The following is a 24,415-nucleotide window of genomic DNA, read 5'->3' as shown; positions in this document are numbered from 1 at the left end:
AATACTCCTAACCAGAGTCCAGCGGAATCAGGCACATAGTTACATGCCGAGCGGTCCGTCAGGACCAAAATCGTGAAGCTGGAATCACATACCCGCCGCGCATAAATCCCCCACCTGCGCGGCATCCCGTGCCAGACCCGAAAACCCAGCTCATCCCGGTCGAGGCCGAGCCTGCCGCCGCAACCCCACTTATCACCATCCGTGCACGATCCGGGCAACCCGGCGCGCGGATCAAGATCGCGCGGCCATGCCAGAGGCCGGCCGGTCCCGCGAGGCAGGCGGGCCGCTCGGCCCTTCGGCACCTTCGAGGCCGCGAGGACACCAGGCCGCCCGCGGCGGCGCAGCAGCCCGGCGATGCGAGGAGGCCGCGTGCCGGGCGCGGCGGTCGACGGTCTGGGACCCTAACGATCAGGCGGTGCGGCGGACGCGGGCGCGCAGGCGGGTCAGTGGCGAGGGCTGAGCCAGAGCGCTGGCCGGTTCGGCGACCGGCTCCCGGACAGCCGGCGCCGGATAGGCGGTACCGGCGGGCGCGCCGACGCGGCCGGCCACGGTGCGCGGCTCGACCAGGCGGCCGAGGGCGCGGAAGTCCCAGCCCGCCGCCAGCCAGGGCTCGGGGTCGAGGGCATTGCGGGCGTCGATGATGACCCGGCCGCGGGCGACCGTGCGCAGGAAACCCGGATCCAGTTCCCGGAATTCGCGCCACTCGGTCAGGTGCAGGACCACATCCGCCTCGTGCAGGGCGGCCGCCGGGGTGGCGGCGAACACCAGCTGCGGGGCGACGGCGCGCGCCGGACTCGTTGCGGCGGGGTCGAATACGGTCACCTCGACCCCGGCCGCGTGCAGCTGCTGCGCGACATCGAGGGCGGGTGAATCGCGGACGTCGTCGGAGAGCGGCTTGAACGCCGCACCCAGCACCCCGACCCGGCCACGCGGCCGGTGGCCGCCCAGCAGCTCCAGGGTCTCCCGCACCACGCGCTCGCGGCGGCGCAGGTTGACCGCGTCGATGTCGCGCAGGAAGTCGACCGACTCCCCCGCACCGAGCTCGGTGGCGCGGGCGATCAGGGCGCGCACGTCCTTCGGCAGGCAGCCGCCGCCGTAGCCGAGGCCCGCGCCCAGGAACTTGCGGCCGATCCGGTCGTCATGGCCCAGCGCATCGGCCAGCAGGGTCACGTCCGCGCCGGTGAGGTCGCACAGCTCGGCCATGGCATTGATGAACGAGATCTTGGTCGCCAGAAAGGCATTCGCGGAGACCTTGATCAGCTCGGCGGTCGGCAGGTTGGTGATCACCACCGGCGAGCACGCGGCGATGGGCGTGGCGTACACCTGCCGCAGCGCCCATTCCGCGTCCGGCGTGGTGACACCGAAGACCAGCCGGTTCGGATGCAGCGTGTCGTAGACCGCGTGCCCCTCGCGCAGGAACTCCGGATTCCAGGCCAGATCGACCGAAATCCCTTCCGGCGCAAGCTCGGCGATGCGCGCGGTGAGCGCCTCGGCGGTGCCCACCGGCACCGTGGACTTGCCGACGATCAGGCAGTTGCGGGTCAGGTGCGGCACCAGCCCGTCCAGCGCGGCGTAGAGCTGCGACAGGTCGGCGGCCCCGTTCACCCCGGGCGGCGTTCCGACACAGAGGAAGTGGACGTCGGCGAACTCGGCGGCCTCGACCAGCGAGGTGCCGAAACGCAGCCGCCCGCCCGCCACGTGCCCGGCCAGTAGTTCCGGCAGCCCGGGTTCGTGGAAGGGCACCCGCCCGGCGGACAGCGCGGCGGCCTTGGCCGGGTTGTTGTCCACCCCGAGCACGTCGAAGCCGAGTTCGGCCATGCCCGCGGCATGGGTGGCGCCCAGGTATCCGGTGCCGATGACGGAGATGCGGAGCATCAGGATGCCTCCTTGGTGGCCGGGAACTCGCCCCGCGTCGAATCGGACTGCAGAGTCGAATCCGCCTGCAGGCGTTCCGCGATCACCTCGCGGTAGTGACGAATGAGCAGATCGTTGACGGCCGTCCAGGACCGGTCGCGCACACTGCGCACCGCGTTCTGCGCGGTCTGCTCACGCAGTCGCGGGTCCTCGACCAGGCGGCGCACCAGTTCGGTCATCGCCTCGGCGTCGCCGGGTGGATAGAGGAAACCCGCGCCGGGCGTGACCACGTCGATCGGGCCGCCCGACTTGGGCGCGACCACCGGCACACCGGAGGCCAGCGCCTCCTGCGCTGCCTGGCAATAGGTTTCGTGACGGCCGGTGTGCACGAACACATCCAGCGACGCGTAGGCCGCCGCGAGTTCCTCACCGTGCAGCACGCCGAGGAACTCCGCGTCCGGCAACAGCTTCCGCAGCCGCTTCTCCTCGGGGCCGCCGCCCACCACGACCAGCCGGACGCCCGGCAGCGGCCGCAGTGCGGCGAGCAGCTCGAGCTCCTTCTCCGGCGCCAGGCGCCCGATATAGCCGACCAGCGCTTCGCCATTGGGGGCCAGTCGCTTTCGCAGTTCCGCCGACCGCCGGAACGGGCCGAACTGCTGCAGGTCGACCCCGCGCGGCCAGCGGCCCAGTCCCGGAATGCCCATCAGCTCCAGCTGGCGCAGGCTGGCGGTGGAGGGCGCGAGGGTGCGGTTCACCCGCAGGTGGATGCGCCGGGTCAGCGCGGTCATGGCGCGGACGCCGCCGGGCAGGTCGTAGCGCAGCGCGAAACCCACCAGATCGGTCTGATAGATGGCGACGGTCGGAATCCCGAGCTCGTTCGCGACCTTGGCCGCCTGATAGCCGAGCGTCGCCGGCGAGGCGATATGCACGACATCGGGCCGGAATTCGCGCATGATCTTGCGCAGCCGGCGGCGGGTCTCCAGCCCGATCCGGAAATCCCGGTAGAAGGGCAGCCGGGCCCCGCGCACCACGTGCACGCGGAACCCGGCGTACTTGCCGGGGCCGGTCGGGGCCACCAGCGTGGCCTCGTGACCCTTGGCGGCCAGGTGATCCAGCACCCGGCGCACGGAGTTGGTGACGCCGTTGACCTGGGGAAGAAAGGACTCGGCGACGACCAGCACCCGCAGGCGGGCGCTTTTCCGGATATGGGGACTACTCGGTATGCTCGGGTTCCGCGGCGCGGAATCCCTTGCCTGCTCGCGGATTCGCATCGTTCCCCTCCGGTTCGGTGCTGCTCCTGACGCCACGGTAGGAAGCGGCCCGCAACGCCAGACCCCCTCCGCGTTGACGGCACGTGAACCGTGCACGTCGATCAAGTCGGCCAGTTCACCGGGGCTTCGCCGAACGGCTATCGAGACTCGAGGTTTGCCAATTCGCGCAGCTCCGCGAGCCGGCTCAGGGTGCGGTAGAGATCGGGGACGCGCTCGATCGCCACCCTCGCGCCGGTGCCGGCACCGCCCAGCTCCGCCAGCGGTACGTCGGCGAAGATCGACAGTTCCAGGTCGGCGTCGTAGAGCACGTCGACCAGATTCACGAAGCGCATCACCCAGTCCGGCGGGACCGTCCCCATCGGCGGCACCGCGCACACCACCCAGCGGTGGACCTCACGGGTGAGCTCCAGGAAATCGGCCGCCGACACCGGGATACCGCACAGCTCCGCGAAATCGACGGTGAGCTCCCCGTTTTCCATCGCGCGGGCGTGCAACCGCCGATGCGCGACGGGCAGATCGACCGCGCCGATCACCGGGCAGGCCCCGACCACGTAGTGCCCGGCGGCGAAGCCGGTGCGCCGGCCCCCGAGCATGCGGTAGTCCTGCGGACCGTCCACCGCCACCACGTCCAGGTGCTCGAGGATCCGCTCGATGGTCGGCACGAACATGGCGTGCATGAGGGGGTTGGGCAGCAGGTCCTGCGGCGGATAGTTCGAAGTCACCACGAGGGTGATGCGCCGGGCGAACAGCGTGTCCAGCAGTCGTGTCACGAGCCGGGCATCGCCCGAGTCGTGCACATGGAATTCGTCGAAGCAGATCAGATCCGCGTCGCCGAGCAGCGCGTCCACCGAGGCGTCGATATTCCCGTACTCGTGGATTCCGGCATTCAACCGCGCGAAGAAGGCGTGAAAGTGGTAGCGCCGCTTGCGATTCGAGGGCACCGATGCGAAGAAGCGGTTCATGAGCATGGTCTTGCCGCGCCCCGGGCCGCCGTACAGGTACAGCCCGCGCGGCCGCCGCCATCTCCGGCCCACCCGCGCGGCAATGGCGGCCAGCTGCTCGGCGGCGTGACGCTGATCGGCATCGAGCACGATCTCCGGCGTTTCCATGGCACCTCCCTGTATCCTCTACTTCTGTAGAGCTTCCTCTATAGTTGTAGAGGATCACGGAGCCGCAGAGGAGCAAAGGTGACCACCTCCACACCCGACCGGCGCACCCTCATCGTGGACAGCGCCATCGATCTCATTGCCACCCAAGGACTCCGGGCGCTCACGCACCGCGCCCTGGACACCGCGCTGGAACTCCCCGCAGGATCGACGTCCTACTACTTCCGCACCAAACGAGCCCTCCTGGAGGGCATCGTGGACCGCATCACCCTCCGCTCCCGCACCGAGTTCGCGGCCGGGCAAGCGGACCTGGCGGCGCCGACGGGAGCACCTGGAACCCGCACGGACAGCGCCCTGGACCGGCTGGCGGCAGGCATCGCGGGCTGGCTGGATCGCCTACTCGCGCAACGCCGCAACCATCTGATCGCCCGGCACGCCCTCATCATCGAACTGCTCGGCGATGCCGACATGCACGACAAACTCGCGAGCTCGCTCTTCTCGCACCGGCACGCCACCACCCTGTTCGAAACTCTCGGCGCATCCGACCCGGCCACTGCCGCAGCCGATTTCATCGCGGTCCTGGAGGGCCTGGTCTTCGACCGCTTCGCCGGCGCCCGCACCGGTCTCGCGCCGGGCACCGCGAAAAGCGTGAATCAGCTGGCGGCCGTACTGGCCGCCCAATTCCGGGCCATCAGCTAGCGCGGTAGCGGATGTCCCAGATGCGCATGTTCGGCCACGGCGGCTGCTTGACCAGGGCCAAGGTGGCGAGGGTCGCGGCGATCAAGCCGGTGAGGACGCCGAGGGTCGCGATCCGGGAGCCGTCCACAGCCGGCTCCCACTTGACCTCACCGTCGCGGACGACGAATATGCCGAGCGGCCGCGACCCGCGCCAGCCGCTCACGGCTGCGACCGTAATGATCGTGGTCCCATCGGAGGTCTCGTGCGGTTCCCCGTACACCTGCGCGCTCCCCATCACCGGCAGCTCGTTCAGCCGTTCTCGTAAGGTCATCGCGATCCCTTTCCCCACAGATGAATTGCGCCCCAATCTACGCCGCGGCCGGTAACCGCCACTGAACCTTGCGCGGGCGCGAATACGATCGGCCTGTGGCTGTTTCCGCCGACCGGCTCTCGGATCAGCCGCACCGTTTGGCCTCGGAGGTGCTCTCGTCCAGCAACGAGTCCAGTGCCCGCGCGGTATCGGTGCCCGGCGCCGGGGTGTAGGCGATGAGGGCCCGTACCCCGGGATCGGCCGGAATATCCAGCAGTTCGTAATCCAGGTGCAGGTCGCCGACGAGCGGGTGGTGCACGACGTAGCGTCCGTATTGAAAGTCGCTGACCTCGTGCGTCTCCCAGTACTCCCGGAACTCGGGACTGCGTTCGTTCATGTCGCGCAACATGGCCCGCAGTTCCGGGTCGTCGGGCCGATGGCCGGCCTGCAGCCGCATATCCGCCGCGATGTGGCCCGCGACCAGCGCCACATCGGCCGTGATCGCCCGGATGTGCGGGTCGAAGAAGATCAGATGCATCCACGTGCGTTCGGATTCGGGCAGTTCCGCGAAATCGATGCCGAATACCGCCACCGCGGCGGCGTTCCACCCCAGGATGTCGGTGCGATGCCCGACGATATACGCGGGCGCGCGGGTCATGGAATCGAGCAATTGCTGCAGCCCGGGGCGCAGCGGTTCGCCCGCCCGGGAGAGCGAACGCGGTGGGCGCGCCAGATTGCGCAGGTGCCGCCGCTCGTCCTCGCTCAGCAGCAGCGCGGTGGCGATGGCATCGACGATCCCCTCCGAAACCGCCTCGGCCCGCCCCTGTTCCAGCCGCACGTAGTATTCGACACTCACCCCGGCCAGATGCGCGACCTCCTCGCGCCGCAACCCGGGCACCCGCCGCCGCCCCCACACCGGCAAGCCGATGTCCTCGGGCCGCAATCGCGACCGGCGCGACCGAAGAAACTCGCCCATTTCAGACTTGTCGGACACCAGGCCGATTCTATGGATACCAAGCGGTTCCATGTGAAAGGCCCGGACGATCTCGGCGATCATCCGGGCCTTCGCGACTCGCTCAGTTGGCGGTGAGCACCAGACCCGAGGTCGGTACGCCGGTGCCGGCGGTGACCACGATGTTCTCCAGGCCCTGGACCTGATTCACGGAGGTCCCGCGGATCTGGCGGACGCCCTCGGCGATGCCGTTCATGCCGTGGATGTAGGCCTCGCCGAGCTGGCCGCCGTGGGTGTTCAGCGGCAGGCGGCCGCCGATCTCGATGGCACCGTCGGCGATGAAGTCCCTGGCCTCGCCGCGGCCGCAGAAGCCGAGCTCCTCCAGCTGCATGAGAACGAAGGGGGTGAAGTGGTCGTAGAGGATGCCGGCCTGCATGTCCTCCGGCCGCAGCCCGCTCTGCGCCCACAGCTGGTCGCCGACCAGGCCCATTTCCGGCAGCCCGGTCATGGCGTCGCGGTAGTAGCTGGTCATGACGTACTGGTCGGCCCCGGAACCCTGTGCGGCGCCGGCGATCAGCGCGGGCTTGTTGGGCAGATCCTTGGCCCGCTCGGCACTGGTGACCACGATGGCCACACCGCCGTCGGTCTCCTGACAGCAGTCCAGCAGGTGCAGCGGCTCCGCGATCCAGCGCGAGGCCTGGTGCTCCTCCAGGGTGATGGGCTTGCCGTAGAAGTGCGCCGCCGGGTTCACGGCCGCGTGCTTGCGATCGGCGACGGCCACCCGGCCGAAATCCTCACTGCGCGCGCCATATACGTGCATGTAGCGGCGCGCCACCATGGCCACCTGCGCGGCCGGGGTGCCCAGGCCGTGGGTGTAGGAGAAGGCGTTGTCCACGCCGGAGGAACTCGGGTTGCCGGTCGCGAGGTGAGTCGCGAACTGCCCGAAGCGGTTTCCGGAGCGCTCGTTGAACGCCCGGTAGGCCACCACGACATCCGCGACACCGGTCGCGACCGCCATGGCCGCCTGCTGCACGGTCGCGGCGGCCGCGCCACCGCCGAAGGGGATGTTGCTGAAGAACTTCAGGGACGGGATACCGGCGGCGCGCGCCACGGCGGCCTGGGTATTGGTGTCCATGGTGAAGGTCGTCAGGCCGTCCACATCGGCGGGCGTGAGTCCCGCGTCGGCCAGGGCGGCGGTGACGGCCTCTGCGGCCAGACGCAGTTCGCTGCGGCCGGAGTCCTTGGAGAAGTCGGTCGCGCCGATGCCGACGATGGCGGCGCTACGGCTCAGCCCACTCACTGTGCCTCCTGCAGGGAGATGACGGCTTTCGCCGTGATGTGGTCGCCGAGCGAGTCCTTGCCGACCACGTCGATGGTGATGTCCGCGCCGTCCACGGCCGCCACGGTGCCGCTCAGGGTGAGGGTGTCACCCGCGTACAGCGGCACACCCAGCCGCAGCGCGATCGACTTGACGATGGCCCGCGGCCCCGCCCAGTCCGTCACGAACCGCTGCACCAGACCGGTGTCGGTGAGGATGTTGACGAAGATGTCCTTGGACCCGCGCTCGACCGCCTTGTCGCGGTCGTGGTGCACGTCCTGGAAGTCCCGGGTGGCCAGCGCCGTCGAGACGATGAACGTGGTGTCGGCGTGAATCACCAACTCCGGCAGCACGGTTCCGACCTGCACGGCCGAGAGCTCGACTGTGGTCATTTCACGGCCTCCCAGTAGGGCACGGTGTTGTCGTCGTCGAGCTTCAGGAAGCCCACCTCGACCGGCAGGCCGACCTCGACCTCGCCCGGCTCGATGCCGCGCAGCTCGCCGAGCATGCGCACGCCCTCCTCCAGCTCGACCAGGGCGATCACGTACGGCAGCTGCCGTCCCGGCACCTTGGGCGCGTGGTGCACCACGAAGCTGAAGACGGTGCCGCGCCCCGAGGCGACCACATAGTCGGTCTGCTCCGAGTGGTCCTTCCACAGCGCCGGAACCGGCGGGTGCTGCAGCGAGCCGTCGGGCCGCTGCTGGATCCGCAGCTCACCGAGTTTGATTCCGTCCCAGAAGAACTCGGTGTCCTTGGACACGGTCGGCCGCACGCGCTTGGCCAGATCTTCCGCGGACACCTCGCCGGATTCCTTGGGAGCGGCCGTCTTTCCGGTGCCGGGCGCGAACTTCAGCATGCGGAACTTCATCTCGGTGACCAGCTCGTCACCCACGTACCAGTTGGTGAGGTAGGTGGTGAACCAGCCCTCGCCGAGCCCGGTCCGCTTGGGGCCCACGATGTCGCCGATGCTGGACCGCACCGTCACCTGCTCGCCGAGCTGCAGGTAGCGGTGGTAGACCTGCTCGCAGTTGGTGGCGACCACCGAGGTGAAACCGGCCGCGTCGAACAGGTCGTTGGTGCGGGTCATCGGGTCGTCGTCGGCGCGGACGCCGCCCAGGCCCAGCATGGTCCACACCTGCGCCATGGCGGGCGGGGCCACGATGCCGGGGTGCCCGGCCGCCTTGGCGGCGGCCTCGTCCACGTAGATCGGGTTGGCGTCGCCGAGGGCCTCGACCCAGTTGTTGATCATGGGCTGGTTGATCGGATCGCGCCCCGCGCGCGCCGCGGACTCACCGTCCGCCTTGATCTTCTCCAGGCCCTCGCGGATCTCGTCGGCCGTGAAACTCTTCGTCACGCTCTCTCCTCTGCGATCTAGCGCGGAACCCGCGGCAGGCGCAGGCCCGTCTGGGCCATCGGGCACAGTGCGCGTGATCTCGTCCGCCTGGGGTACGTCTTCTCCACGGTTCGGTGGCTCCTATCTGGGGACCCTGGGCAGGCGCAGGCCCATCTGGGCGATCAGCTCGCGCATGATCTCGTTGACGCCGCCGCCGAAGGTCACCACCAGGTTCTGCTTGGTCCGCTTGTCCAGCCAGACCAGCAGTTCCGCGGTGGCCGGGTCGGCGGGATCGCCGAAGCGGCCCACGATCTCCTCGGCCAGGCGGCCCGCCTGCTGCAGCGCCTCGGTGGAGAACACCTTGGTCGCCGAGGCGTCGGCGATGACATCGCGCTGGTCGGCGTCGGGGCGTTCCATATTGGAGGCCACCTGCCAGTTCAGCAGCTCGTTCAGCCGTGTCATGGCGTGCAGGCGGCCCAGCGAGCGCCGCACGTCGGCCTCGCCGAGCACGCCCTGGGCCTGCGCCCAGTCGTGCACGCGGTGGTAGAGCTGCTCGATCTTGCCGGACGGGCCCAGGCTCACCCGCTCGTGATTGAGCTGGGTGGTGATCAGCTTCCAGCCGCCGTTCTCCTCGCCGACCATCATGTTCGCGGGGACGCGGACATTGTCGAAGTAGGTGGCGTTGGTGTGGTGCGCGCCGTCGGCGGTGATGATCGGCGTCCACGAGTAGCCCGGATCCCTGGTGTCCACGATCAGGATCGTGATGCCCTTGTGCCGAGACTCCGCGGAACCGGTACGGCAGGCCAGCCAGACGTAGTCGGCCTCGTGCGCACCGGTGGTGAAGATCTTCTGCCCGTTGACGATCCAGTCGCCGTTGGCGTCGCGCACCGCGGAGGTGCGCAGCGCGGCCAGGTCGGTGCCGGCGTCCGGCTCGGAGTAGCCGATGGCGAAATGCACGTCGCCGGTGAGGATTCCGGGCAGGAACTTCTGCTTCTGCTCCTCGGTGCCGAACGACTGCAGCGCCGGGCCGACGGTCAGCAGCGTGACCAGCGGCACCGGCACGTCGGCGCGGACCGCCTCGTTGTAGAAGATCTGCTGTTCCAGCGGCCCGAAGCCCTGGCCGCCGTACTCCTTGGGCCAGCCGACGCCGAGCTTGCCGTCGCGGCCCATGCGCTTGACCACCGCGCGGTAGGCGTCACCGTGCCGGTTCACCAGCATCTCGGCCTCCTCTTCGGGAGTCACGAGACCGGTGAAGTACGTGCGCAGTTCGTCGCGCAGCTTGCGCTGCTCCGCGGTCAGTTCGATGAACATCTGGCTCCCAAACGGTCCAGCCGGAACGATTCGCCGCCGAGCCAGCGGGCGATGTCCTTGGCCTGTGAGTAGTAGCGGTGCAGCGGATGGGTGATATCCACCCCGAGACCACCGTGCAGGTGGTGGCACTTCTGCATGGCCGCGGGCAGTTCCGCCGCCACCGTGTACGCCAGCACGTCGAGATCGTCGTCGATGCGCTCCAGGTGCTCGGCGCCCTGTTCGTCCTGAGCCAGCGCCCAGGTCGCCGAGCAGGCGGCCGCGTGCAGCGTCCGCGAGGCCACGTAGACATCCGCGATCTGCTGTGCGACAGCCTGGAATTCGGCCAGCGGGCGGCCGAACTGCTGACGGGTGCGCACGTGCTCGGCGGTCAATGAGACCACGCCGGCGAGCAGGCCGTCGGCCACCGCGCCGAGGCTCGCCAGCGCGAACCGGTGCAGTTCGGTCAGCCCGCCGGGCAGCAGCTGTTCGGCCGGGATCACGACCTGGTCGAACTGGAGCGAAAACTCGGGCACGCCATCGGAAGTGGGGCTCGCGGTGCGGGTGATGCCCGCGGCGTCACCGTCCACCACGGCGATGCCGCTGTCGGTGGGCACCAGGATCCAGCGCGCGGTGTCGGCGTAGGGCACCGCCACCTTGCGGCCGGTGACGCGCACGGTGGCGCCGTCGGTCACCGCGGTGGTCTCCGGCTTCACCGTGAACGGCGAGCCGGGCTCGTGCAGGGCGGCGGTCAGCACCGCGCCCTCGGCCACGGCCGGAAACACCTTGTCCGCCAGCGCATCCGGCAGGCCGATCGCCTTCAGCGGCAGCACGCCGAAGCCGAGGGTGACCAGTGCGGGCGCCTGCGCGGCGGCGCGGGCCAGCTCGGTGAGCATGGCCCCGACCTCGAGCAGGCCCATATCGTCGCCGCCGAAGCGTTCGGGCAGCGGCACGGCCAGCAGGCCGCTGTCCGCGATGATCGGCCACAGCGCGGCATCACGCGCGCTGTCGCGTTCCAGCAAACTTACGACAACCTCGGCGACAGCGTCCTGGCTCTCGTCCCTGGTGAAGTCCAATGCAATGCTCCCGGTTCAGGTGTGGACTAGCCGTGCGACTCGCGGGGCAACCCGAGGATCCGTTCACCGGCGACGGTCAACAGGATCTGCTCGGTACCGCCGGCAATCGACAAACAGCGTGTGAGCAGGAATTCTTTCACCGCGTCGGTTTCCAGAGCGCCTGCCGTACCAGACAGTTCGACGGCGAATTCCGCTACCGCCTGCCGGTGTCTCACACCGACCAGTTTGCGCACGCTGCTCTGCGCGGCAGGGTCCCCGCCGGACAGCAGCTTCTGCGCCGCACGAGCTTCCAACAAGGTTCCGGCAACCGATTCGGCGACGAGCCCGCCGAGCCGGTCCGCGACCAGCTCCGCGCCCGGGCCCGAGGCCGGCGCGGCGGCGATCAGCGCCTCCAGCTCGTCCCCGATTCCCTTGCCGCCCATGGCGACCCGCTCGGCCGACAGGGTGGAGCGGGCGATCTTCCAGCCATTGCCGAGTTCGCCGACCAGGCAGTCGTCCGGCACGAAGACGTCGTCGAGGAACACCTCGTTGAAGCGCGCCTCACCGGTGATCTCCACCAGCGGCCGGATGTCCAGCCCCGCGCTCTTCATATCGACCAGGAAGTAGCTGATGCCCTTGTGCTTCGGCGCGGAGGCGTCGGTGCGCGCCAGGCAGATGCCCCAGGTGGCGCGATCGGCCAGCGAGGTCCACACCTTCTGGCCACGCAGCTTCCAGCCGCCCTCGACCCGCTCGGCCACCGTGCGCAGCGCCGCCAGATCCGACCCGGCGCCGGGCTCGGAGAACAGCTGGCACCAGATGACCTCACCGGTCAGCGTCGGCATGGCGTAGCGCTCGATCTGCTCGGGGGTGCCCCACTGCAGCAGCGTCGGGATCGCCCAGTTGGCGATCGCGATGTCCGGCAGCGCGATACCCGCCTGGCGGATCTGGTCGTCGAGGCGCGTGCGCAGCAGGGGTCCGGCGCCGCGGCCGTAGGGCGCGGGCCAGTGCGAGGCCAGCAGTCCGGCTTCGGCCAGCGCCACCCGCTGCTCCGGCTCCGGCAGCGCCGCGATCTTGGCCAGGTCCGCCGCCAGCACGGCCGCTTCGGCGGCGTCCAGACCGGCTGTCTCCCAGTCGGATCCGGGCTCGCCGTCGGCACCCAGGTCGACGCCGACCGTGCGGCGCATGCCGGCCAGGGTCAGCTCGGCGACCCGGGCCCGCCAGCGCGCGGTGCCGCCCAGCAGCTGCCGCAGCGCGGTGGCCCGGCGCAGATACAGGTGCGCGTCGTGTTCCCAGGTGAAACCGATTCCGCCCAGAACCTGAATGCAATCCTTGGCATTCTCCACCGCGGCATCCAGCGACATGGACAGGGCGACGGCGGCGGCCAGCTGCAGTTCCGCACTGCCACTGTCCGCCGCGGCGGCCGCATCGGCGGCGACGGCGCGAATCTGTTCGGCCCGGCACAGCATCCACGCGCAAATGTGTTTGACCGCTTGGAATTCGCCGATCTTGCGCCCGAATTGTTCGCGCACCTTCGCATATTCGGTGGCGGTCTCCAGGCACCAGCCCGCGATGCCCGCGGCCTCGGCGGCGACCAGCGTCGCGGCCAGGTCCAGCACGGAGAAGCCGGGCTCGAACAGGCGATCCGCGGCCACCGCGACGTCCGCGCACACCACGCGCGCCAGCGGCACGGTCTTGTCGATGCCGGCCAGCGGCTCCACGGTCAGCCCGGCGGCGTCCGCGTCGATCAGCGCCCACAGGTGACGGTCACCGTCACGCACCGGGACCAGCACCGCCGTACCCGGTGCGGCGCCTGGAACCGAGTCCCACTCACCGGACACCGAGGCGCCCGATTCGCCCACGGATATTGCGATTTCGCCCGCGAGCGCGACGCCGCATGGCGTAATCTCGTCGAGCGCCTCGCCGGCGACGAGTCCCGCCAACGCCGTCGAGAGCACCGGTCCGCCGACCAGGTCATGTGCCGCCTGCTCCACCAGCACGGCCAGATCCCCGACGGTCCCACCCGCGCCCCCGGCCTCCTCCGGCACCGCGACCCGGAAAATTCCGAGATCGGACAGGCGTAGCCAGTATTCGCGCCAGAAATCGGGCGCGCCGGAACGCAGTTCCGCCTGCGCTCTGGAACGCATTGTTGCAATCGGGCGCACGGCGGTTGCCCATCCGCGCATCGACTCCTGGACGGCTTTATGCTCGTCAGTGGTGGCTATGGTCACACTCCATACCGCCTTTCCGGCGTGACTTCAGCTCCTAGAACATGTTCTAATGTTCGAGCCGGGCCGAAGTCAAGCGCCGTCCCGGTCGCGGTACGAACTCGTGCCCAGTCGACGCTGGGTGAGATGAACCGAACGATTCGTGCAGGAAAGGACTCTCAACCGATGGCCAGTCCCTCCCGATCGCAGGCCGCCGACGGGGTGCCCGGTGGACGCACCGCGCCCGTCACCACCCTCAGCGAGGAGGATCTGAGCTCGGCGGCGCAGCGCGACCGACGCAAGCGCATCCTCGACGCCACGCTCGCGCTGGCGTCCAAGGGTGGCTACGACGCGGTCCAGATGCGAGCGGTCGCCGAACGCGCGGATGTCGCCGTCGGCACGCTCTACCGGTACTTCCCGTCCAAGGTGCACCTGCTGGTATCCGCCCTGGCCCGGGAGTTCGAGCAGTTCGAGGGCCGGCGCAAGCCGCTCGCCGGCGCCACCCCGCAGGAGCGCATGCACCTGCTGCTCACCCAGGTCACCCGGGCCATGCAGCGCGACCCGCTGCTCACCGAGGCCATGACCCGCGCCTTCATGTTCGCCGACGCCTCCGCGGCCGCCGAGGTCGATCGGGTCGGCAAGGTGATGGACCGGTTCTTCGCGCGTGCCCTCTCCGACGAGGTTCCCAGCGACCGCCAGCTCGCCATCGCCCGCGTCATCTCCGACGTGTGGCTGTCGAATCTGGTTGCGTGGCTGACCCGCCGCGCCTCGGCCACCGATGTGACCGAGCGCCTGGAGCTCACCGTCGATCTGCTGATCGGCAGCGGCAACGAATAGCGAGTAGCACGAACGCACACTTGCGTTCGCTCGATGCGCAACGGGCTGCCCGGTCCGGAGAACCGGGCAGCCCGATGCGCGTTTGCTGGAACCCCGCTGGTCAGCCGGGGTGAACGCAGAGCAACCCGCGCGTGTCTCACAAAAAGCGTGAACGACCCGGAAGTGTCTCGTAAACGCTATGTATCACCGCACACACGAGTGAGCAATCAAGACCCAGTAGCATCACTCGCGCCCTGAAAAATCTCCTCCGATCACTAGGTTGGATGCGTGAGCGCACAGGATTTGTCACTGGAACTTCGCCGTGCCCTGTCGGCCATCGCCCGCGTGCCACGGTTGCTGGTCGCTTCGGACTACGACGGGACGATCGCGCCCATCGTCTCCGACCCGACCAAGGCCTATCCCCATCGGGAGTCGGTGAGCGCCTTACGCGCTCTCGCCGGACTCACCGGAACCACCGCCGCCGTGATCTCCGGTCGCGCCCTGCGCGATCTCGCGGCCCTGTCCCGGCTGCCCGTCGAGGTGCAGCTGATCGGTAGTCACGGTTCGGAATTCGATGTCGGCTTCGTGCACGCCATCGACAATGACGCGAAACAGCTGCTGCAGGAGGTCACCACGACCCTGACGCAGATCGCTCAGGACAATCCGGGCGCTTCCGTCGAGATCAAACCGGCCAGCGTGGCCCTGCACGTCCGCAATGCCAGCCCCGAAATCGGCCGTCGCGCAGTCTTTGCGGTGCGCCAGGGCCCGGCCAGCTGGGTCGGCGTGCAGACCACCGAGGGCAAGGAGGTCATCGAACTCGCGGTGGTCGAGACCGACAAGGGCGCGGCACTCGATATCGTCCGGCATCAGCAGGGCGCCTCGGCGGCACTGTTCATCGGCGACGACGTCACCGACGAGAAGGCCTTCAAACGCCTCTCCGGACCGGACGTCGGCATCAAGGTCGGCGACGGCGAATCGCTGGCCGAATACCGGGTCGCCAGCACCGAGGAGGTGTCGAAGGCGCTGGCGTTCCTCCTCGAGGAACGCCGCACGTGGTTGGCAGGTGCCTCCGCCCCTCGAATCGAGCGGCTGACCATGCTGGCCAGCCCGCGCTCCAAAGCCCTTGTCACACCGGACGGCACCGTCACCTGGCTGTGCCACCCCGAACCCGATTCCGCCGCCGTCTTCGCCCATCTGCTGGGCGGACCCGGCGCGGGCCACTTCACCATTCAGCCCGAGCGCGCGAGCCTGCCGCTGTCGCAGCGCTATGTCGACGGCACCATGACCGTCGAAACCCGTTGGTCCAGTTTGCAGGTCGTCGACTACCTGCCGCACGACGTGGTACCCGAGCGCACCGACCTGACCCGCGTCATCACCGGTGACGCCAAAGCGGTCATCACCTTCGCGCCGCGCCCCGAATTCGGGCAGGTGCCGGTGCGGCTGCTGCCCGCCACCGGCGGGCTCAAGGTGGAGGGCCCCAACGATCCGATCGTGCTGCGCTCCCCCGGCGTGGAATGGGAGATCATCGACGACGGCAACCACCACACCGCCCGCGCCGTGGTCGATCCGCGACAGGGCCCGATCGTGCTCGAAATGCGCTGCGGCACCTCCGATCTCGCGCCCGCCATGCGGGCCGAGTCGGACCGCCGCCGGGAGGCCGAGCGGTACTGGGCCGAATGGGTGGGCACGCTCGAACTGCCGCCGCTCAAGCCGGATCTGATGAAGCGCTCGGCGCTCACCCTGCGCGGGCTGGTGCACTCGCCCTCCGGATCCATCCTGGCCGCGGCCACCACCTCGCTGCCCGAGGACATCGGCGGCGTGCGCAACTGGGATTACCGCTACTGCTGGTTGCGCGACGCCTCGCTCACCGCGTCCGCGCTGGTCTCGCTGGGCTCGCTCGGCGAGGCCGAGGATCTGCTGGCCTGGGTGCACCGGGTGCTCGAGACCCTGCCCGGACCCGAGCGACTGCACCCGCTGTACACGCTCTACGGCGAGACGCTGCCCCCCGAGGCCGTCATCGACCAGCTGCCCGGCTACGCCGGTTCGCGGCCGGTGCGCGTCGGCAACGCGGCGAACATGCAGGTGCAGCTGGACGTGTTCGGGCCCATCGTGGATCTCATCTCCCAGCTCGCGCACGCGCGGGAACGCAAGGGCATCAACGATCCCGCGAAGGCGCTGCCGGATGCGGACTGGGAACTGGTGCACGCCATGGTCTCCGCGGTGCAGCGCCGCTGGCGCGAGGCCGACCACGGCATCTGGGAGATCCGCGGCAATCCGCGCCACCACGTCTACTCCAAGGTCATGGGCTGGCTCACCGTGGACCGGGCGCTCACCCTGTCCCGGCAGTTCGGGCGGCCGGCGGATCCCGAGTGGGAGCCGCTGCGCGACACCATTGCCGACGAGGTCCGCACCGAGGGCTGGAACGACGAAGTCCAGTCCTACACAGCGGCTTACGACGGCACCGACCTCGACGCGGCCACGCTGCACATCGGGCTCAGCGGGCTGATCGATCCCTCGGATCCGCGGTTCGCGGCCACCGTGGTGGCCACCGAGGCCGAGCTGCGCAGCGGATCGACGGTGTACCGGTACCACCACGACGACGGGCTGCCCGGCGGTGAGGGCGGGTTCCACCTGTGCGCCGCCTGGCTGGTGGAGGCGTATCTGCTCATCGGCAAGCGGGAGGACGCCGAGGCGTTGTTCGCTCAGCTGGTGGATGTGGCGGGACCGACCGGTCTGCTCTCCGAGGAGTACGACCCGGTCGCCGAACGCTCGCTCGGCAACCACCCGCAGGCGTACTCGCACCTCGGCCTGCTCCGCTGCGCGCAGCTGCTGAGCCTGCCGGTCGCGGCGATGACCTAGGCCGGACCGCACCCGCACGACCGAAGCGGCCCCCGCGAACAGCTGTTCGCGGGGGCCGTCTTCTGCGCTGGGCCGAGGTAGGCCGCAGGTGTCGCAGGCCACATCTCCCAACCTGGGGCTAGGGACCCAACGGTCGTTTGCGCTACATTCAAATGGCAATCGTTTTCGTTACTAGTAAGCCGCAGTGCCAGGAGTGCCCCGCGTGACCACCAGCTTCGCCCGAGGATTCGCCGTGTTCGCCGCCGGACTTGCGACGGTCGCCACCGTGACCGCCTGCGGCAGTGCCAAGAGCTCCGATCAGCCGACCGTCGTCGCCTCCACCAATGTCTGGGGCGATATCACCCGGGTCGTCGCCGGGCCGGACGTGACCGTCGAATCGATCATCGACGACCCCGCGGTGGACCCGCACTCGTTCGAGGTCTCCCCCGCCGACGCCGCCAAGATCACCGACGCCAAGCTGGTCGTCTACAACGGCGGCCACTACGACGAGTTCATCGACAAGGCCATCGCGGGCCGGAACACGAAGACCGTCAACGCCTTCGACATCGCCACCGAGGGCGATCACACGCACGAGAGCGGTTCGGCCGCACCGACTTCCGCGCGGACCGAGGCCGCCGGTCACGACCACGAGGCCAATGAGCACGTCTGGTACGACCTGCACCAGGTCGGCCACATCGCCCAGCACATCGCCGACGCCCTCGGCGAGATCGATCCCGGCCACAAGCAGGCCTTCGCCGACCGCGCCGCCGCCTTCGCCGCGCAGCTGGCCCCCATCGAGGCCGTGACCGCCAAGATCGCCGCCGAGCACCCGAACCAGCCGGTCCTGCAGACCGAGCCGCTGGCCGCCTACCTGCTCACCGCCGCCAAGGCCGACGACAGGACCCCGCACGCCTTCCAGGAGGCCGTCGAACAGGGCACCGACCCCGCGCCCCAGGACGTGGCCACCGTACGAGACCTGTTGAGCGCCAAGCAGGTCCGCGCTCTGGTCTACAACATCCAGACCGAGGACAAACTCACCAAGGACCTGCGCGCCACCGCCGACAAGTCCGGCGTCACCGTCGTCGAGGTCACCGAAACCCTCCCCAAGGGCCTGGACTACGTCACCTGGATGACGAACAACGCCAAGGCCCTCGCCAAGGCCCTGTCCTGACCGACCGCCGCATCCGGAGTACCACCATGACCGCGAACCCCGCGCAGGCCGCGCAGGCACCCGACGCCGGCGTGACGACGCCCAAAGCCGGTTGCGCCCTCACCGGAGCGCGCCCCCGCACCCCCTCCGGCCGTTCGGGCTGCGCCGAGACTCCTGCTCCGTCGACCGACTCGACCCCCACCGCCGATACGAACACCATTGCGGCGCAGGTCGAAACGACGGCGAACGCTGCCGCCGGCGCACCGGCCACGGGCGCAGGCAACGCACACGGCGACCGGGGCACCCCGGCCGTGCGGCTGTCGAATGCGCGGCTGTCGTTCGGGGAGCGAACGTTGTGGCAGGGGCTGGATCTCGAGGTGGCGCCGGGGGAATTCATTGCGGTGCTGGGGCCCAACGGGTCCGGGAAGACGTCATTGATGCGGATGCTGCTGGGACAGCTGGGGCTGACCGCGGGAACCGCGGAGGTCGCGGGATCGCCGGTGCGGGTGGGGAATCCGGATATCGGGTATGTGCCGCAGCAGAAGACCATCGAGGGCGGGGCGCAGCTGCGCGGAGTCGATCTCGTCGGGCTCGGGGTGGACGGGCATCGGTGGGGGCTCGGGCTGCGCGGGCGCCGGGAACGCAAACACAAAGTGGCGGAGGCGATCTCGGCCGTGGGCGCGGAGCGGTTCGCCTACGCGCCGCTGGACGCGCTCTCGGGCGGCGAGCAGCAGCGGCTGCGGGTGGCGCAGGCGCTGGCCGGTGATCCCCGGGTGCTGCTGTGCGACGAACCGCTGCTGTCGCTGGATCTGGCGAATCAGCGGCTGGTCTCCGAGCTCATCGACCGGCGGCGGCGCACCCACGACACCGCGGTGCTGTTCGTGACGCACGAGATCAATCCCATTCTGCCGCTGGTGGATCGGGTGCTGTACCTGGTCGACGGGCAGTTCCGGATCGGCACGCCCGACGAGGTCATGACCTCCGAGACCCTCTCCGAGCTCTACGGCACCGAGGTGGACGTGCTGCGCGTGCGGGGCCGCCTGGTGGTCGTCGGCACCGGCGACGCCATGGACGCCCTCGGTGAATCCGGTGCGGCCCACTGCCATGGCGAAAACAGGAACGGCCACAGCGAGCCGGCACCGGAGGCGCGGGCATGATCGACAAGCTGTCCAAGCTGTTCTCGCAGATGTTCGACGTCTCCACCACCGCGCACCTGCTGTCCTACGACTTCGTGCAGCAGGCGGTGCTCGCCGCCGCCCTGCTCGGCCTGCTGGCCGGGGCCATCGGCCCGCTCATCATCAGCCGCCAGATGTCCTTCGCCGTGCACGGCACCAGCGAGCTCTCGCTGACCGGCGCGGCGGCCGCGCTGCTGGCCGGCATCGGCGTCGGCCTGGGCGCCATCATCGGTTCGGTGGTGGCGGCCGTGCTGTTCGGCGTGCTGGGTTCCCGTGCCCGCGAACGTGATTCGGTGATCGCCGTGGTGCTGTCCTTCGGCCTCGGCCTGTCGGTGCTGTTCCTGTGGCTCGGCCCGGAACGAGCGGGCTCCAAGTTCTCGCTGCTGACCGGTCAGGTGGTCAGCGTCGGGAATTCCGGGCTGGGCCTGCTGGCCACCTGCACCGCCGCCGTGCTGGTGGTGCTGGCCGCCGTCTACCGCCCGCTGCTGTTCGCCAGCGCGGATCCGGAAATGGCGGTGGCGCGCGGTGTTCCGGTGCGGGCGCTGTCCATCGTGTTCGCCGTGCTGCTCGGCGTGACGGCGGCCTTCGGCGTCCAGATCGTCGGCGCGCTGCTGGTGCTCTCGCTGCTGATCACTCCCGCCGCCGCGGCCGCCCAGCTCACCGCCAGCCCGGCCCGGGTGGCGATCCTGTCGATCGTGTTCGCCGAGATCGCCGCCGTCGGGGGCATTCTGCTGTCGCTGGCCCCCGGCGTCCCGATCTCGACCTTCGTCACCACCATCTCGTTCACGATCTACCTGATCTGCCGGGTGGTGGGCAGCCGCACCCGCAATCGCCGCCGGGTCCTCGTCGCCGCCTGAGTTTCGGGCCGGATCCCGCGAAACCGGCTGCGATCAGCTGCCCTCGCCCGCCAGCGCGAACAGGCCGTCGGGGGTCTGCTCGATGAGACCGTCGACCAGCAGCGAATCCAGGGCGCGATCCCGCTGGCCCGGATCGCGAGTCCAGGCCAGGTCCAGGCGAACCCGCTCCACCGGACCCGACGCCCCACGCAGGACGTCGAGCAGGCGGCCCCGCGCCTGCCGGTCGGTGCCCTCGTACTTCTGCACGCGCCGCACCACCTCGGAGGCCGGGCGGCCCGCGGTGACCCAGGCGCACACGGGAAGTGGGCAGCGCTCGCAATCCGGGGTCCGCGCGGTGCAGATCAGCGCGCCCAGTTCCATCAGGGCCGCCGACATGACGGCGGCCCGGTCGACCCGCGCGGGCAGCAGGGCCTCGGTTTCCGCGAGATCGCGGTTCGCCGGATTGCCCGCCTCGGCGCGGCCGTGCACGGCGCGGGCCACCACGCGGCGAACATTGGTGTCCACCACCGGAACTCGCTGGCCGTATGCGAAACAGGCCACGGCACGGGCGGTGTACGCCCCGATCCCGGGCAGGCTCAGCAGCACGTCCACGTCGGCCGGCACCTCGTCGCCGTGCTCCTCGGCCAGCACCCGGGCGCACTCGTGCAGCCGCAGCGCGCGCCGCGGATAGCCGAGTTTGCCCCAGGCGCGCAGGACGTCACCCTGCGGTGCGGCCGCCATGGCGGAGGGCACCGGCCAGCGGGCCACCCACTCCCGCCAGATGGGTTCGACCCGCACCACCGGCGTCTGCTGCAGCATGATCTCGCTCATGAGGATCTGCCACGCCGTGACGCCGGGCCGTCGCCACGGCAGGTCCCGCGCGGTCTCGCGATACCAGTCGATGAGCGCGTCGCTGTCCACCTTCGCCTCCTCCCGGCCGTTTCGGAGCCGGGAAATCCCGCACGCCGCCACGCGCGATGGTATCCATTTCGGCGAGGCCGGTTTCCGCCCACCCGGCGGCTCACCGGGCGCGCGGCGATCCGGTCGGCGCGTCTTTGCCCGACCGTAACGCTGAGGACTCGCCGGTAACCAGAGGGCTATGGAAAATGGGACACATGCCGCACAACAACCCGATCAGTGCCTGGAAAGCCTTGCGCGAAGGCAACGAGCGCTTCGTCAACGGCACGTTGCAGCACCCTAGCCAGGGCGCGGCCGACCGGGCCAAGCTCGTCGCCGGGCAGCAGCCCTCGGCAGTTCTGTTCGGCTGCGGCGACTCTCGCGTCGCCGCCGAGATCATCTTCGATCAGGGTCTCGGCGACATGTTCGTGGTCCGCACCGCCGGCCACGTCATCGACGCCTCGGTGCTGGGCTCCATCGAATACGGCGTCCAGGTGCTGTCGGTGCCGCTGATCGTCGTGCTCGGCCACGACAGCTGCGGCGCGGTCCGCGCCACCATCGACGCCCTCGACCACGGCAACGTCCCCGGCGGGTTCATCCGCTCGGTCGTCGAGCGTGTCACCCCGTCCATCCTCATCGGCCGGCGCGAGGGCCTGCAATCGGTCGACGAGCTCGAGGCCCGCCACGTCGAGGAGACCGCCCGCCTGCTCATGCAGCGGTCGATGATCATCTCCCAGCGGGTGGCCACCGGCGAGTGCGCCATCGCCTGTGTCACCTACAACCTCGGCGACGGCGAGATCAAGCTGCACCGCGTCATCGGCAACATCGGCGAGGTGGTCTAGCCCGCTCCGCCGGGGTGGAGCCGGTTCTGCCGGAGATGCGCGTTTCGCTCCTGCGGGCGGCGGAATTTACCGCCCCCGTGGGCGCTTTCACGTCCGACACGCCGACACCCTGCTCGGGATGACCCGGACGGTGCGCTTACCGTTGACACCGTGCTGGAACCGAACGGACCACTGCCGCCCGAAATCTACTGGCGCCGTCGCGCGGTCGCGATCGGCGCGATGGTGCTCGGCCTCGCGCTGGTGATCTGGGTGGCCTTCGCACTGTTGAAGGGCGGTGGCGACCACAAGACGGACGCCAAGGCCACCACCTCGAGCGCCGCGGCCACCACCAAACCCGCGAGCAGTTCCCCGGGCGCCCCGGAACCGAGCGCGGCCAAGCCCTCCGGCATCACCCCGAGCGCCGTCGCCCCGGCCGCGCTGGGTATGTGCCCCGACCAGTCGCTCGCCGTCAAGGTGACCGTCGGGCAGCCCACCTACAAGGTCGGCGAGCCACCGCAGTTCGGCATCGTCATCACCAATATCTCCAGCGTCGCCTGCGCCCGCGACATGGGGTCGGGCCTGCAGCTGGTCCAGGTCCAGTCCCTGGACGGCCAGCGCAGGCTGTGGTCCAGCACCGACTGCTACCCGGACGGCACCCCCGACGTGCACACCCTGGCCCCCGGCCAGCAGGCCGCCTTCACCGTCGCCTGGTCCGGCGCCACCTCCCAGCCCAACTGCGCGGGCGACCGCGTTCCCGTCCCGGCGGGCCCCTACACCGTTGTGGCGCAACTCGGTTCGGTCCGCAGCGCCCCCGAGCCCTTCAATCTCGTCTGAATTCAGCACACCGCGGCGGAGGCCGGGATCCGATCGATCGGATCCCGGCCTCCGCCGTCTTTCGAGAATTCCGGTAATTGCGAACCGAATTCCGGTCCGGATCGAATTCGATTCCGCGACCTCATTCGATTTCGGCTGTCATTCCGCCATTTCCGCCGGGGCCTGCGCACCGCGCCGCCGGCGCAACCCGGTAACGGCAAGGGCGGCACGGATATCGGCGACCTCGCGCACGGTCATGCTGCGGCCGGTGCGATCCGCGCCCGGCGGCACCAGGGCCTCGGTGAAGCCCAGCCGCTCCGCCTCCGCCAGCCGGCGGGTCAGCCCGGTCACCTGGCGCACCTCGCCCGCCAGCCCCACCTCGCCCAGCACCACCAGGCCGCTGGGCAGCGCCAGATCCTGGCTGGCGCTCGCAATGGCAAGCGCGACAGCCAGATCCGCGGCGGGCTCGGTGAGCCGCATACCGCCCACGGTGGCCGCGTAGACGTCCTGCTTGCCCACGAAGACGCCCCCGCGGCTCTGCAGGACAGCCAGGACCATGGAAACGCGGTTGTAGTCCAGCCCGCTCACCGCGCGCCGGGGCGCGGGCGCCTGGGTGTCCACCGTCAGCCCCTGCACCTCACCCAGCATGGGCCGCTTGCCGTCCATGGCGACCGTCACCGCGGTCCCGGGCACCGCGTCGCCCCGATGGTGCAGGAACAGCCCCGAAGGGTCGTCCACGCAATGGATTCCGGCCTCCCGCATCTCGAAGCAGCCGACCTCGTCGGTGCTGCCGAAGCGGTTCTTGATGCCGCGCACCATGCGCAACGCGGAGTGCTTGTCGCCCTCGAACTGCAGCACGACGTCGACCAGGTGCTCGAGCGTGCGCGGACCGGCCACCGCGCCGTCCTTGGTGACGTGCCCGACCAGCAGCACCGCGATCCCGCTCGCCTTGGCCAGCGAGGTGAGCGCCGCCGTCACCGACCGCACCTGGGTGACACCGCCGATCACGCCGTCCGCGTCGGCGGCCAGCATGGTCTGCACCGAGTCCACCACCAGCAGTGAGGGTTTCACCTGCTCCACGTGCCCGAGAATGGTCGCCAGATCCGATTCCGCGGCCAGGTACACCTTGTCGTGCACCGCACCCGTGCGGTCCGCCCGCAGCCGCACCTGCCCCGCCGACTCCTCCGCGGTCACGTACAGCGCGATCTCGTCGCGCGCCCGCGCCCACCGGTGCGCCACCTCGAGCAACAGCGTCGACTTGCCCACCCCGGGCTCCCCCGACAGCAGCACCACCGACCCGGGAATGATCCCGCCGCCCAGCACCCGATCCAGCTCGGACACCCCCGTCGACCGGGCCTGGGTCTTGTTCGAGTCGATGCTCGAGATCGGCGCGGCCGCCGTGCTGGGCAGCATCGCCCGCCGCCCCACCGCGACCGCCGACGCGGACGCCGCCATCTCCTCGATGGTCCCCCACGCGTTGCAATCCGGGCAGCGCCCAACCCATTTGGCGACCTCGTGCGAGCAGTCCGCGCACCGGTACAGCGATTTCACCTTGGCCACGCCGGGCAGCCTAGCCAGCGCCCCCGACACTGTGTCTTATTTGCCCCTCCGCTTCGCTCCGGGGCGGGGTTCGCGGCCCCGAGGTCTCGATTCTTCCCTCCTCCGCTCCTCCGCTTCGCTCCCCCGCTCCAAGGCGGAGGT

General features: G+C 69.9%; 21 protein-coding genes. 8 read left to right on the top strand and 13 right to left on the bottom strand.

Annotated elements, in window-relative coordinates; genetic code table 11:
• Positions 1–408: 408 nt before the first annotated feature.
• The 3 genes from ACWEQQ_RS15835 to zapE all read right to left on the bottom strand — a co-directional run bounded on the left by ACWEQQ_RS15835 (position 409) and on the right by zapE (position 4,234).
• Complete coding sequence (locus ACWEQQ_RS15835) at positions 409–1,875, bottom strand: UDP-glucose dehydrogenase family protein (RefSeq protein WP_452348720.1); 1,467 nt, start codon at positions 1,873–1,875, stop codon at positions 409–411.
• Entirely contained in the window at positions 1,875–3,041 is a 1,167-nt protein-coding gene (locus ACWEQQ_RS15830; RefSeq protein WP_452338320.1) for a glycosyltransferase family 4 protein, read from the bottom strand. The genes ACWEQQ_RS15835 and ACWEQQ_RS15830 overlap by 1 nt, the downstream gene beginning before the upstream one ends.
• A gap of 221 nt (positions 3,042–3,262) precedes the next feature.
• Positions 3,263–4,234, bottom strand: a complete 972-nt coding sequence (gene zapE, locus ACWEQQ_RS15825) for a cell division protein ZapE (protein WP_452348719.1) — start codon at positions 4,232–4,234, stop codon at positions 3,263–3,265.
• Between the two features lie 78 nt (positions 4,235–4,312).
• On the opposite strand from zapE, the gene ACWEQQ_RS15820 reads away from it, so the two are divergent.
• The gene (locus ACWEQQ_RS15820; RefSeq protein ID WP_452348718.1) at positions 4,313–4,930 is read left to right on the top strand and encodes a TetR/AcrR family transcriptional regulator; all 618 of its coding nucleotides are present in this window, start codon (positions 4,313–4,315) and stop codon (positions 4,928–4,930) included.
• Here the strand turns inward: ACWEQQ_RS15820 and ACWEQQ_RS15815 are convergent.
• The 8 genes from ACWEQQ_RS15815 to ACWEQQ_RS15780 form a co-directional block, all read right to left on the bottom strand.
• Positions 4,923–5,240, bottom strand: a complete 318-nt coding sequence (locus ACWEQQ_RS15815) for a hypothetical protein (protein WP_452348717.1) — start codon at positions 5,238–5,240, stop codon at positions 4,923–4,925. The genes ACWEQQ_RS15820 and ACWEQQ_RS15815 overlap by 8 nt on opposite strands.
• A gap of 124 nt (positions 5,241–5,364) precedes the next feature.
• Positions 5,365–6,213 carry a helix-turn-helix transcriptional regulator gene (locus tag ACWEQQ_RS15810; protein WP_452348716.1) on the bottom strand — a complete coding sequence of 283 codons (849 nt, stop codon included), beginning with the start codon at positions 6,211–6,213 and terminating at the stop codon, positions 5,365–5,367.
• 82 nt (positions 6,214–6,295) lie between these two features.
• Positions 6,296–7,471, bottom strand: a complete 1,176-nt coding sequence (locus ACWEQQ_RS15805) for a lipid-transfer protein (protein ID WP_364606402.1) — start codon at positions 7,469–7,471, stop codon at positions 6,296–6,298.
• The gene (locus tag ACWEQQ_RS15800; protein WP_364606405.1) at positions 7,468–7,881 is read right to left on the bottom strand and encodes a MaoC family dehydratase; all 414 of its coding nucleotides are present in this window, start codon (positions 7,879–7,881) and stop codon (positions 7,468–7,470) included. The genes ACWEQQ_RS15805 and ACWEQQ_RS15800 overlap by 4 nt, the downstream gene beginning before the upstream one ends.
• Positions 7,878–8,843: a bifunctional MaoC family dehydratase N-terminal/OB-fold nucleic acid binding domain-containing protein gene (locus ACWEQQ_RS15795; protein ID WP_379398219.1), complete on the bottom strand. Its 966-nt coding sequence runs from the start codon at positions 8,841–8,843 to the stop codon at positions 7,878–7,880. The genes ACWEQQ_RS15800 and ACWEQQ_RS15795 overlap by 4 nt, the downstream gene beginning before the upstream one ends.
• A 120-nt stretch (positions 8,844–8,963) precedes the next feature.
• Positions 8,964–10,133: an acyl-CoA dehydrogenase family protein gene (locus ACWEQQ_RS15790; RefSeq protein ID WP_354831337.1), complete on the bottom strand. Its 1,170-nt coding sequence runs from the start codon at positions 10,131–10,133 to the stop codon at positions 8,964–8,966.
• On the bottom strand, positions 10,118–11,185 hold the full coding sequence (locus ACWEQQ_RS15785; RefSeq protein WP_452338305.1) for an acyl-CoA dehydrogenase family protein: 1,068 nt from the start codon (positions 11,183–11,185) through the stop codon (positions 10,118–10,120). The genes ACWEQQ_RS15790 and ACWEQQ_RS15785 overlap by 16 nt, the downstream gene beginning before the upstream one ends.
• Before the next feature lie 26 nt (positions 11,186–11,211).
• Positions 11,212–13,392, bottom strand: a complete 2,181-nt coding sequence (locus ACWEQQ_RS15780) for an acyl-CoA dehydrogenase family protein (protein ID WP_452348715.1) — start codon at positions 13,390–13,392, stop codon at positions 11,212–11,214.
• Positions 13,393–13,554: 162 nt separating this feature from the next.
• Here ACWEQQ_RS15780 and kstR point away from each other — a divergent pair, with 162 nt between their 5' ends.
• From kstR to ACWEQQ_RS15755, 5 genes are all read left to right on the top strand, one after another.
• Positions 13,555–14,205 (top strand): cholesterol catabolism transcriptional regulator KstR, encoded by a 651-nt coding sequence (kstR, locus tag ACWEQQ_RS15775; protein WP_040854337.1) that lies wholly within the window; start codon positions 13,555–13,557, stop codon positions 14,203–14,205.
• A gap of 267 nt (positions 14,206–14,472) precedes the next feature.
• The gene (gene otsB, locus ACWEQQ_RS15770; RefSeq protein ID WP_452348714.1) at positions 14,473–17,043 is read left to right on the top strand and encodes a trehalose-phosphatase; all 2,571 of its coding nucleotides are present in this window, start codon (positions 14,473–14,475) and stop codon (positions 17,041–17,043) included.
• A 202-nt stretch (positions 17,044–17,245) separates the two neighbouring features.
• Positions 17,246–18,193 (top strand): metal ABC transporter solute-binding protein, Zn/Mn family, encoded by a 948-nt coding sequence (locus ACWEQQ_RS15765; RefSeq protein ID WP_452348713.1) that lies wholly within the window; start codon positions 17,246–17,248, stop codon positions 18,191–18,193.
• A 290-nt stretch (positions 18,194–18,483) separates the two neighbouring features.
• Positions 18,484–19,329, top strand: coding sequence for a metal ABC transporter ATP-binding protein (locus ACWEQQ_RS15760; protein ID WP_452348840.1), 846 nt, complete (start codon positions 18,484–18,486; stop codon positions 19,327–19,329).
• Positions 19,326–20,204, top strand: coding sequence for a metal ABC transporter permease (locus ACWEQQ_RS15755; protein WP_452338309.1), 879 nt, complete (start codon positions 19,326–19,328; stop codon positions 20,202–20,204). The genes ACWEQQ_RS15760 and ACWEQQ_RS15755 overlap by 4 nt, the downstream gene beginning before the upstream one ends.
• Positions 20,205–20,237: 33 nt before the next feature.
• On the opposite strand, the gene ACWEQQ_RS15750 is transcribed toward ACWEQQ_RS15755, so the two are convergent.
• A complete protein-coding gene (locus ACWEQQ_RS15750) occupies positions 20,238–21,104 on the bottom strand; it encodes an A/G-specific adenine glycosylase (RefSeq protein WP_364606430.1) in 867 nt (288 codons plus the stop codon).
• A 194-nt stretch (positions 21,105–21,298) separates the two neighbouring features.
• On the opposite strand from ACWEQQ_RS15750, the gene ACWEQQ_RS15745 reads away from it, so the two are divergent.
• A complete protein-coding gene (locus ACWEQQ_RS15745; RefSeq protein ID WP_452338311.1) occupies positions 21,299–21,922 on the top strand; it encodes a carbonic anhydrase in 624 nt (207 codons plus the stop codon).
• Between the two features lie 150 nt (positions 21,923–22,072).
• Positions 22,073–22,735, top strand: a complete 663-nt coding sequence (locus tag ACWEQQ_RS15740) for a hypothetical protein (protein ID WP_452338312.1) — start codon at positions 22,073–22,075, stop codon at positions 22,733–22,735.
• Positions 22,736–22,873: 138 nt separating this feature from the next.
• On the opposite strand, the gene radA is transcribed toward ACWEQQ_RS15740, so the two are convergent.
• Entirely contained in the window at positions 22,874–24,274 is a 1,401-nt protein-coding gene (gene radA / locus ACWEQQ_RS15735; protein WP_379383245.1) for a DNA repair protein RadA, read from the bottom strand.
• Between the last annotated feature and the right edge of the window lie 141 nt (positions 24,275–24,415).

This window comes from Nocardia sp. NPDC004123 (genome assembly GCF_053603795.1).
The sequence above is the reverse complement of the archived record's forward strand: the minus strand, read 5'-3'. Positions and strand labels throughout refer to the sequence as shown.

Excerpts from the sequence above, each read along its gene's own strand:
- ACWEQQ_RS15815 (WP_452348717.1), bottom strand. The coding sequence starts at position 5,240 with ATGACCTTACGAGAACGGCTGAACGAGCTGCCGGTGATGGGGAGCGCG.
- ACWEQQ_RS15800 (WP_364606405.1), bottom strand. The coding sequence starts at position 7,881 with ATGACCACAGTCGAGCTCTCGGCCGTGCAGGTCGGAACCGTGCTGCCG.
- ACWEQQ_RS15835 (WP_452348720.1), bottom strand. The coding sequence starts at position 1,875 with ATGCTCCGCATCTCCGTCATCGGCACCGGATACCTGGGCGCCACCCAT.
- zapE (WP_452348719.1), bottom strand. The coding sequence starts at position 4,234 with ATGGAAACGCCGGAGATCGTGCTCGATGCCGATCAGCGTCACGCCGCC.
- ACWEQQ_RS15790 (WP_354831337.1), bottom strand. The coding sequence starts at position 10,133 with ATGTTCATCGAACTGACCGCGGAGCAGCGCAAGCTGCGCGACGAACTG.
- ACWEQQ_RS15755 (WP_452338309.1), top strand. The coding sequence starts at position 19,326 with ATGATCGACAAGCTGTCCAAGCTGTTCTCGCAGATGTTCGACGTCTCC.
- ACWEQQ_RS15745 (WP_452338311.1), top strand. The coding sequence starts at position 21,299 with ATGCCGCACAACAACCCGATCAGTGCCTGGAAAGCCTTGCGCGAAGGC.
- kstR (WP_040854337.1), top strand. The coding sequence starts at position 13,555 with ATGGCCAGTCCCTCCCGATCGCAGGCCGCCGACGGGGTGCCCGGTGGA.